At 60.3% G+C, this 9,432-nt stretch carries 7 protein-coding genes; 3 read left to right on the forward strand and 4 right to left on the reverse strand.

From position 1 onward, the window contains the following. Window positions 1–129: 129 nt before the first annotated feature. Together ABLV64_RS16615 and ABLV64_RS16620 are read left to right on the forward strand one after the other, a co-directional pair. Window positions 130–1,758 (forward strand): long-chain fatty acid--CoA ligase, encoded by a 1,629-nt coding sequence (locus ABLV64_RS16615; protein WP_094311299.1) that lies wholly within the window; start codon window positions 130–132, stop codon window positions 1,756–1,758. Next, window positions 1,755–3,479 (forward strand): aldehyde dehydrogenase family protein, encoded by a 1,725-nt coding sequence (locus tag ABLV64_RS16620; protein WP_186933534.1) that lies wholly within the window; start codon window positions 1,755–1,757, stop codon window positions 3,477–3,479. The genes ABLV64_RS16615 and ABLV64_RS16620 overlap by 4 nt, the downstream gene beginning before the upstream one ends. A 45-nt stretch (window positions 3,480–3,524) precedes the next feature. Here ABLV64_RS16620 and potD read toward each other — a convergent pair whose 3' ends face one another. From potD to potA, 4 genes are read right to left on the reverse strand one after another with little or no spacing between them, the layout of a single operon-like run. Next, window positions 3,525–4,571, reverse strand: a complete 1,047-nt coding sequence (gene potD / locus ABLV64_RS16625; protein ID WP_032455835.1) for a spermidine/putrescine ABC transporter substrate-binding protein PotD — start codon at window positions 4,569–4,571, stop codon at window positions 3,525–3,527. A 2-nt stretch (window positions 4,572–4,573) separates the two neighbouring features. Beyond that, window positions 4,574–5,353 carry a spermidine/putrescine ABC transporter permease PotC gene (gene potC / locus ABLV64_RS16630; protein WP_017898963.1) on the reverse strand — a complete coding sequence of 260 codons (780 nt, stop codon included), beginning with the start codon at window positions 5,351–5,353 and terminating at the stop codon, window positions 4,574–4,576. Next, on the reverse strand, window positions 5,350–6,207 hold the full coding sequence (gene potB / locus ABLV64_RS16635) for a spermidine/putrescine ABC transporter permease PotB (protein WP_004150812.1): 858 nt from the start codon (window positions 6,205–6,207) through the stop codon (window positions 5,350–5,352). Before potB ends, potC begins: the two co-directional genes overlap by 4 nt. Continuing rightward, the gene (gene potA, locus ABLV64_RS16640; protein ID WP_004150811.1) at window positions 6,191–7,327 is read right to left on the reverse strand and encodes a spermidine/putrescine ABC transporter ATP-binding protein PotA; all 1,137 of its coding nucleotides are present in this window, start codon (window positions 7,325–7,327) and stop codon (window positions 6,191–6,193) included. Before potA ends, potB begins: the two co-directional genes overlap by 17 nt. Window positions 7,328–7,584: 257 nt before the next feature. Here potA and pepT point away from each other — a divergent pair, with 257 nt between their 5' ends. Then, window positions 7,585–8,817: a peptidase T gene (gene pepT / locus ABLV64_RS16645; RefSeq protein WP_004206633.1), complete on the forward strand. Its 1,233-nt coding sequence runs from the start codon at window positions 7,585–7,587 to the stop codon at window positions 8,815–8,817. Window positions 8,818–9,432 lie beyond the last annotated feature (615 nt).

The following is a 9,432-nucleotide window of genomic DNA, read 5'->3' on the forward strand; positions in this document are numbered from 1 at the left end:
TGTGCGTGACCGCTGATTTCTGTACGTTTTTTTGTGCAGACCGGCAAATGTAGACCAGATTCAATAGGCGCCCGCGCGATCGCGCCGCACCCCTCAATTCCGCCGGAAGTCTGCAAAGGAGACCCCGCCATGCCGTCACCGATGATTTATCAGGATCTCACCACCACCGCGCTGCTCAGCCATGCGGCGCAATACCACAGCGAGACCGAGATCGTCTCGGTGAGCGCTGGCGGTGAGAAGGAGCGCAGCAGCTGGGGGGAGGTGGCCAGCCGCGCTCAGCGGCTGGCCTCGGCGCTGGCATCATTGGGGCTGCCACCGGGCGCCCGCTGCGCCACCCTCGCATGGAACAACCGTCGCCACCTGGAGATCTATTTTGCCGTCGCCTCCGGTGGCTGGGTAACGCATACCGTCAATCCGCGGCTGTCGGTTGACCATCTACTGTATATCCTCAACGACGCTGCCGACGAAGTGCTGTTCTTTGATCAGACCTTTTTGCCGCTGGTAGCGCAGCTGCTGGCGCAGCTGCCGACGGTGAAACACGTCGTGCTGATGGAGCCCCGCAGCGAAGCGGCGCTCAGCCAGCTGCCCTCATTGCTGTTTTATGACGATCTGTTGCAGCAGGGGACAGTAGACTACCGCTGGCCGCAGTTGAATGAACTGACGCCGGCCTCGCTCTGCTATACCTCGGGAACCACTGGCCGGCCGAAAGGGGTGTTGAATACCCATCGTTCGCTGGTCCTGCACGCTTTGAGCGGCAATCAGCCGGACGCCGCCGGGATATCGGCCAGGGACAGCCTGTTGCCGGTGGTGCCGATGTTCCATGTCAACGCGTGGGGGACGCCGTTTATCGCCGCCATGGTCGGGGCGCGGCTGGTGCTGCCGGGGCCGCACCTCGATGGCGACAGCCTGCTGCAGCTGCTGGCTGCCGAGAAAGTAACCGTGGGGTTTGGCGTGCCGGTGATCTGGGCCGGCTTGCTGGCGGCGATGCGTCGGACAGACGTGAGAATGCCTGAATTCAAACGTGCGCTGGTTGGTGGCTCCGCGCTGCCGCCGTCGATGGCCGAGGCCTTTCAGCGCGATTACGGCATTGCGCTGACCCACGCCTGGGGAATGACCGAAACATCGCCTATCGGCACCATCAACACGCTGTTGAGCAAACATGACGCCCTCCCGGCACAGGAGCAGCAAAAGCAGCGTACCGGTCAGGGGCGGCCTATTTTTGGCATCGAGCTGCAGGTGGTCGACGTGGATGGCGAACCGTTGCCCCGGGATGGTCAAAGTCAGGGGTATCTGCAGGTGAGGGGGCACTGGGTGGTAGAGCAATACTATGGTCAGGACGAAAGCGCCCTGACCGCGGCAGGCTGGTTTGATACCGGCGATATCGGTACGCTCGACGCCAATGGTTATCTGGTGATCAGCGATCGGGCAAAGGATATTATCAAGTCCGGTGGCGAGTGGATCTCCACCGTTGAGCTGGAGAATATTGCCATCGCGCATCCGGCGGTACGCAGCGCGGCGGCCATCGCCGCCCGCCACCCGCGCTGGGACGAACGGCCGGTGCTGCTGTGCGTCCGCGCGGAAGGGGAGGAAGTGGAGGAGAGCGATCTGCTGGCCTGGTTTGAGAAACGGGTGCCCAAGTGGCAGATCCCGGACCGGGTGATATTTGTCGATGCGCTGCCGGTCAGCGCCACGGGCAAGGTGCTTAAAAACCAGCTGCGCCAGGCCTACGGGGAAATTTTAATGAGTGAGGGACAATGAGCCACGCGCGACCCGGTCTGACGACCTGCTCTCAGTATGACGCAGCGCTGCACGCCTTGTCGGCGGCGCGCCAGCGCTGGGCGGAAACCTCAGTGAACCGTCGTCTGGCGCTCCTGCGCCAGATCAAGGATGCCCTGGCCAGCATAGCGCCGGCGTGGGTGGAGGCGGCGGCGAGGGCTAAAGGGCTGCCGGCGGGGGATCCGCTGACGGGCGAAGAATGGCTGGCGGGCCCCTGCGCGCTAATGGTCGGCTGCAACGGGCTTATCGCCACCCTGGAGCAACTGGAGGAGAAAACCTTTCTGCGGCGGATCCCGCTGAGGACGCTGGCGGACGGCCGGCTGGCGCTGCGGGTGGTGCCCGGCACGCTCTGGGATCGGCTGCTGCTCTCCGGTATTCGCGCTGAAATTTGGATGCAGCCGGGAGTCACCCGGGGCAATCTCGATCGCTGCGCGGCAGCCGCATACGACATCCCGCCGGCCGCGCGGCAGGGCAAGCTGGCGCTGGTGCTCGGCGCCGGAAATGTGGCCTCTATCGCGCCGCTGGACGTGTTACACAAGCTGTTTATTGAAAATCAGGTCTGCCTGCTGAAGCTCAACCCGGTGAATGATTATCTGCACGATCTGCTGGCTCAGGCTCTGGCGCCGCTGATCGCCATGGATGCGCTCCGCATCGTCACCGGCGACGCCCGGGCGGGGGCGTGGCTGACCACCCATCCCGCTGTCGATGAGATCCATATTACCGGATCGCGGGAGAGCCATGACGCCATCGTCTGGGGCGACGGTGAGGCCGCTCGCCAGCGTCGGGCCGCCGGGATGCCGCTGAACCCGCGCCGGGTGACCTCAGAGCTGGGCGGGGTCAGCCCCACCATTATCGTCCCCGGGCCATGGAGCGAGGCGGATATCGCTTTTCAGGCGCAGCAGCTGGCGACGCAGAAAATGAACAACGGCGGGTTTAACTGCGTGGCCAGCCAGGTGCTGATCCTGCAGCAGGGCTGGGAGCCGGCGTCGGCCCTGCTTAACCAGCTGTACCGGCTGATCGCCGCCAATACCCGCCCGGACTATTACCCCGGCGCGGAAAACCGGCTGACTGACTTTCGTCTGCGCGCCCGCCAGCCGCTGGAGATAGCGCGCGGCGACGCGCTGCCGTTGATTGTGGCGAACACCGAGGATGACCCGGCGTTCTGCCAGCAGGAGGTCTTTGGCCCGGGGCTGTCGGTCACCCGCCTTGAGGCCGACAGCGCGGAAAGCTTTCTGCGTCAGGCGATCGGCTATGCCAATCAGCGGCTGCAGGGCACGCTGGGAGCCAATATTGTGATCCACCCGCGCACCCGTAAAGCGATAGGGCGTAAGCGTTTTAACGCGCTGATCGCCGAGCTGCGCTACGGCACGGTGGCGATCAACTGCTGGAGCGGGGTGGCCTTCCTGTTAGCCCCTTGCCCGTGGGGGGCGTTCCCTGGCCATACGCTCGACGATATTCAGAGCGGGCGGGGCAAGGTGCATAACAGCTTTATGCTGGAGAAAACCGAGCGCACGGTGATTGAGGCGCCGTTTCGGCCGTTTCCGCGCAGTCTGTGGCATGGCGAACTGACGCTGATGCCTTTGCCGCCCTGGTTTATTACCCACCGGGGGCAGGAAGCGGTGGCGCAGCGGCTGGCGGATTTTTACCATCGGCCGCGCTGGCGCAAGCTGCCGGCGATCCTCTGGCGCGCGCTGAGAGGCTAAAGTGAGGGCAAAAAAAGGGCGGAACCGCGGTTCCGCCCTGCGGGATTAGCGGCCCGCTTTCAGCTTCTGGTAATACTCTTCATAAATGGTGCTGGCGCTGCCGACGTCATTCTGCCATTCGCCTTTTTCGATGGTGGCGGCGTCCGGATAGAGCGATTTATCGTTGGCCACTGCCGGGCTGAGCATTTTGCGCGCCGCCAGGTTTGGCGTGGGATAGCCGATGGTTTCCGCGACCTGTTTGGCGACATCCGGGCGCAGCAGGAAGTTAATCAGCTTCAGCGCGCCGTCGACGTTCTTAGCATTTGCCGGAATCGACAGGCTGTCCATCCAGAAGATGCCGCCTTCTTTCGGCCAGATCACTTCCAGCGGAGTACCGGCCTGGCGTGCGACGTAAGCCGAGCCGTTCCATACCATCCCGAGGTTCACTTCGCCTTCCATATACGGGTTCGCCGGGTTATCGGAGTTAAACGCCGCGACGTTGGGCATCAGTTTTTTCAGCTCGTTATAGGCGGCTTCAATCTCTTTCGGGTCGGTCGTGTTGCCGGAATAACCCAGCTTACGCAGCGCCATCTGGAACACTTCGCGTGCGTCGTCGGTCAGCAGCAGGCTGCTTTTGTATTCCGGTTTCCACAGGTCGGCCCAGCTGGTGACGGTTTTCGGATCGATAGCGTCGCTGTTGACGCCGATGGCCGTCGCCCCCCAGATGTAGGGGATGGAGTAGTCGTTATTCGGGTCGAACGGTTTGTTCAGCATCTGCGGATCGAGGTTGCTGAAGTTAGTCAGCTTGCTCTTATCGATCTTCTGCAGCATGCCTTCTTTGCGCATCTTGTCGACGAAGTAGGTCGACGGGACGACCAGGTCGTACGCACCGTCTTTATAGGTCTTGAGTTTGGCGTACATGGTTTCGTTCGACTCGTAGGTCGAATAGATAACCTTGATGCCAGTCTCTTTGGTGAACTGCTCCAGCAGGCCCGGCGGCACATATTCGGTCCAGTTGTAGAAGTAGAGCGTTTTGCTGTCGTCCGCGTGGGCAGCGCTCATGCCGATTGCCAGAGCGCCCGCCGCGAGCAGGTGGCGTGACCATTTTTTCATTTTTACGTCCCCTGAGTTTTATCACGTGCAATTAACTGACTGGCGATGACCATCACCAGCGACAGAACCAACAGTATCGTTGCCAGGGCGTTCACCTCTGGCGAAACGCCGACCTTCACCATCGAATAGATCTTCAGCGGCAGGATTTCATACCCCGGACCGGTGACGAACGAGGAGACCACCACGTCATCCATCGACAGCGTGAAGCTCAGCAGCCACCCGGCGGCCACCGCCGGCAGGGCCAGCGGTAGGATGATTTTACGCAGGATGGTCATCTCGCTGGCGCCCAGATCTTTCGCCGCCTCCAGCATCCGCACGTCAAAGCCTTTCAGCCGAGAGTATACGGTGACCACCACAAACGGCAGGCAAAAGGTGATATGCGAAAACAGCAGCGACCAGAAGCCAAGCTGGACGCCAATCAGCATAAACAGCACCAGCAGGGAGATAGCCATGACAATATCTGGCGACATCATCACTACAAACAGCATACCGCTAACGAACGGTTTGCCGCGAAAGCGATAGCGATACAGCGCCACGGCGGTCAGCGAGCCGATAAGGGTGGCGAAGGTCGCCGACAGCACCGCCATGGTCAGCGAGTGCTGGGCGGCCTGCAGCAGGCTATCGTTGTTCATCAGCAGGCTATACCAGTCGGTGGTGAACCCCTGCCAGTTGATGCCGAAGCGCGACCGGTTAAACGAGTTAACGATCAGGATAATAATAGGGATGTAGAGATACGCGTAGATGGCGGTCATAAAGCCGCCGCGCAGCAGTCGACCGATCATTCCAGCTCCACCTTTTTATTCAGCAGGCGCGCCGCGCGCCAGTAAATCAACAGCATCAGGCCCATCACCAGGGTTAAGGTAATGCTGGTTGCTGCGCCGAACGGCCAGTCGCGAATATTGAGGAACTGGCTCTTGATCACGTTGCCGATCAGCAGGTTCTTGGCGCCGCCCATCAGGTCGGAAACGTAGAATAGCCCCATCGCCGGCAACATCACCAGCAGGCAGCCGGCGATGATCCCCGGCATGGTTAGCGGAATGATGATGCGGATAAACGTCTGCAGCTTGCTGGCGCCGAGATCTTTCGCCGCTTCCAGCAGCGGACGGTCCAGTTTCTCAATGCTGGAGTAAAGCGGCATCACCATAAACGGCAGCAGGATGTATACCAGACCGATAATCACCGCCGACGGGGTGAACATAATGCGTATCGGCGTGTCGATCACTCCCAGCCACAGGAGAAACTCGTTAAGGTAGCCTTTGGTGCTGAGGAAAATCTTCAGCCCGTAGATGCGGATCAACGAGTTGGTCCAGAAGGGAACGATCAGCAGGAACAGCAGCAGGGGGCGCACCTTCTGCGGCAGCCGGGCAAGGAACCACGCAAACGGGTAGCCCAGCGCCAGGCAGGCGAGGGTCGCCAGCAGCGCCATGTTCAGCGAATGCAGCAGCACGTCGTAATAGAGCGGATCCAGCAGCCGCGAGTAGTTGTCCAGCGTGAAGACCAGCTTGACGAAGTTAGCGTCGTCGCGGGTCAGGAAGCTGGTGGCGATGATCATCAGATTGGGCAGAAAGACAAACAGCACCAGCCAACCGACGATGGTGGCGATCACCACATTCTGGAATTTACTGGTGTTCTTCATCGGCCAGCACCACCTCCCAGCTCTCTACCCAATTGATAGACATTTTCTGATCAAGAGAGTGGTCGAAATCCGGGTCGTCTTCGTTAAAGAATTCGCTGACCATCACCATTTTGCCGTTTTCCAGCTCCACCACCGACTCGAGGGTCATGCCCTTATAGTTGCGCTCGCGGACATAGCCTATCAGGCCGTCGGCGTCGCTGTTGTGGTGGATCTCATCGACGCGCAGATCTTCCGGGCGCAGCAGGACATGCAGGCGCTGGCCGGCCTCCACCGCAAAATTGACGGTGATGTTGCATTCACGCCCTTCCACGCTGGCCCGCACGCGCTGTTCGTCGAGGCGTTCAATGACCGTGGCGTCGAAGATATTGATCTCGCCGATAAAGCTGGCGACGAACAGGTTTTTTGGCTCTTCGTAGATCTCGCGCGGGGTGCCGTCCTGCTCAATTTTGCCATCACGCATCACCACGATGCGATCGGACATGGTCAGGGCCTCTTCCTGGTCGTGAGTGACGAAGACGAAGGTGATGCCGAGCTTACGCTGCAACGCTTTCAGTTCGTTCTGCATCTGCTTGCGCAGCTTGTAATCCAGCGCCGAAAGGGACTCATCGAGCAGCAGCAGGCGCGGTTTGTTGACCACCGCGCGGGCGATGGCCACGCGCTGCTGCTGGCCGCCGGAGAGCTGGTGCGGTTTGCGCTGGGCAAAGGCCTCCAGCTGCACCATCTTTAAGGCATCCATCACCCGCGGTGTGATTTCCGCCGCCGGGGTTTTCTGCATCCGCAGGCCAAAGGCGACGTTCTCGAACACCGTCATATGCGGAAACAGGGCGTAGCTTTGGAATACGGTATTAACGTGGCGGTTTTCCGCCGGAACATGAGTGATATCGTGATCTTCGAGATGGATCCGTCCGCTGTCGACGTTTTCCAGGCCGGCAATAAGGCGCAGAACGGTGGTTTTACCGCAGCCAGAGGGGCCAAGCAGGGTGAGAAACTCACCATTGTTGATGGTCAGGTTAAGGTTATCGATGACCGTTTTACCATCAAAGCTCTTGCGAATTCCCGCCAGATGCACCAGCGGCGAACGCGAACGCGGTTGTATATTCAATTTTTGACTCTGTCCCATGTAGACGCAACGGAAATTTCCGGCCGCTGCGGGGTTTGTGATTAACCACCTTTGGGGTTGCACGTTTTTAATAAGGGCCAGCATTCTACGGCAAACGAGGGTAATCGCCAATCCTTGATACGCCCGCATAGTCTACTTTTACACCATAACGTCGGTTCCGTTATTAAATTTCGCTTTACGGGCTAAAAATGACCTGACGCAATATTTGTCTTTTCTGGCTTATCAATAATGTTGTCACAAAAGAAGAGGGTGGCTACATGGATAAATTGCTTGAGCGTTTTTTGCAGTACGTTTCTTTGGACACGCAGTCGAAGCCTGGCGTTCGTCAGGTCCCCAGCACGGAAGGGCAGTGGAAGCTGTTACGCCTGTTGCAGGCGCAGCTGGAAGAAATGGGACTGGTCAAGGTAACGCTGAGTGAAAAAGGGACGGTAATGGGAACCCTGCCCGCCAACGTTGAGGGCGATATCCCGGCCATCGGCTTTATCTCTCACGTCGACACCTCCCCGGATTTCAGCGGCAAAAACGTTAACCCGCAGATTGTCGAAAACTATCGCGGCGGCGATATCGCGCTCGGCATTGGCGATGAGGTGCTCTCTCCGGTGATGTTCCCGGTTTTGCATCAGCTTTTGGGGCAGACGCTGATCACCACCGACGGGAAGACGCTGCTGGGGGCGGACGACAAGGCCGGCATCGCCGAAATCATGACCGCGCTGGCGACCCTGCAGGCGAAAAACATCCCCCACGGCGATATCCGCGTGGCCTTCACCCCCGATGAAGAGGTGGGAAAAGGGGCGAAGCATTTCGACGTCGAGGCCTTTGACGCCCGCTGGGCCTACACCGTAGATGGCGGCGGGGTCGGCGAACTGGAGTTTGAAAATTTCAATGCCGCCTCGGTGACCATTAAGATCGTCGGCAACAACGTGCACCCCGGCACCGCGAAAGGGGTGATGGTCAACGCGCTGTCGCTGGCCGCGCGCATTCATGCCGAAGTGCCGGCCGACGAGGCGCCGGAGACCACAGAAGGCTATGAAGGCTTTTATCACCTCACCAGCATCAAAGGCAGCGTCGATCGGGCCGAGATGCACTACATCATCCGCGATTTTGACCGCAAGCACTTTGAGGCGCGCAAGCGCAAGATGATGGAGATCGCCAAAAAGGTGGGCAAGGGGCTACATCCGGACTGCTATATCGAGCTGGTGATCGAGGACAGTTATTACAACATGCATGAGCAGGTGATCGCCCACCCGCACGTGGTCGATATTGCCCGCCAGGCGATGGTGGACTGCGATATCGAACCGCAGATGAAACCGATCCGCGGCGGTACCGACGGCGCGCAGCTCTCGTTTATGGGACTGCCGTGCCCGAACCTGTTTACCGGCGGCTACAACTATCACGGCAAACATGAGTTTGTCACCCTGGAAGGGATGGAGAAAGCGGTGCAGGTGATCGTGCGTATCGCCGAGCTGACGGCGGCACGAACAGGGAAATAGCCTTCGCAACCAGACCGGTCATTCTGCTTGTCGCACAAGATGCCGGATGGCGGCTTCGCCTTATCCGGCCTACGGTCCAGCCGGTGACAACAGAACCCATAGGCCCGGCAAGGGCAGTGCCGCCGGGTGGTGAACAGCAGAGCAGGTGCCAGTCTTTATGCCGGATGGCGGCTTCGCCTTATCCGGCCTACGGTCCAGCCGGTGAGCGCAGAACCCGTAGGCCCGGCAAGCGCAGCGCCGCCGGGTGGTGAACAGCAGAGCAGGTGCCAGTCTTTATGCCGGATGGCGGCTTCGCCTTATCCGGCCTACGGTCCAGCCGGTGAGCGCAGAACCCGTAGGCCCGGCAAGCGCAGCGCCGCCGGGCGGTGAACAGCAGAGCGGGCACCTGTCTACATGCCGGATGGCGGCTTCGCCTTATCCGGCCTACGGTCCAGCCGGTGAGCGCGGAACCCGTAGGCCCGGCAAGGGCAGCGCCGCCGGGCGGTGAACAGCAGAGCGGGCACCTGTCTACATGCCGGATGGCGGCTTCGCCTTATCCGGCCTACGGTCCAGCCGGTGACCGCAGAACCCGTAGGCCCGGCAAGCGCAGCGCCGCCGGGCGGTGAACAGCAGAGC

It is taken from the genome of Klebsiella sp. JB_Kp031, from assembly GCF_040064295.1.
GTDB lineage: Bacteria > Pseudomonadota > Gammaproteobacteria > Enterobacterales > Enterobacteriaceae > Klebsiella > Klebsiella quasipneumoniae.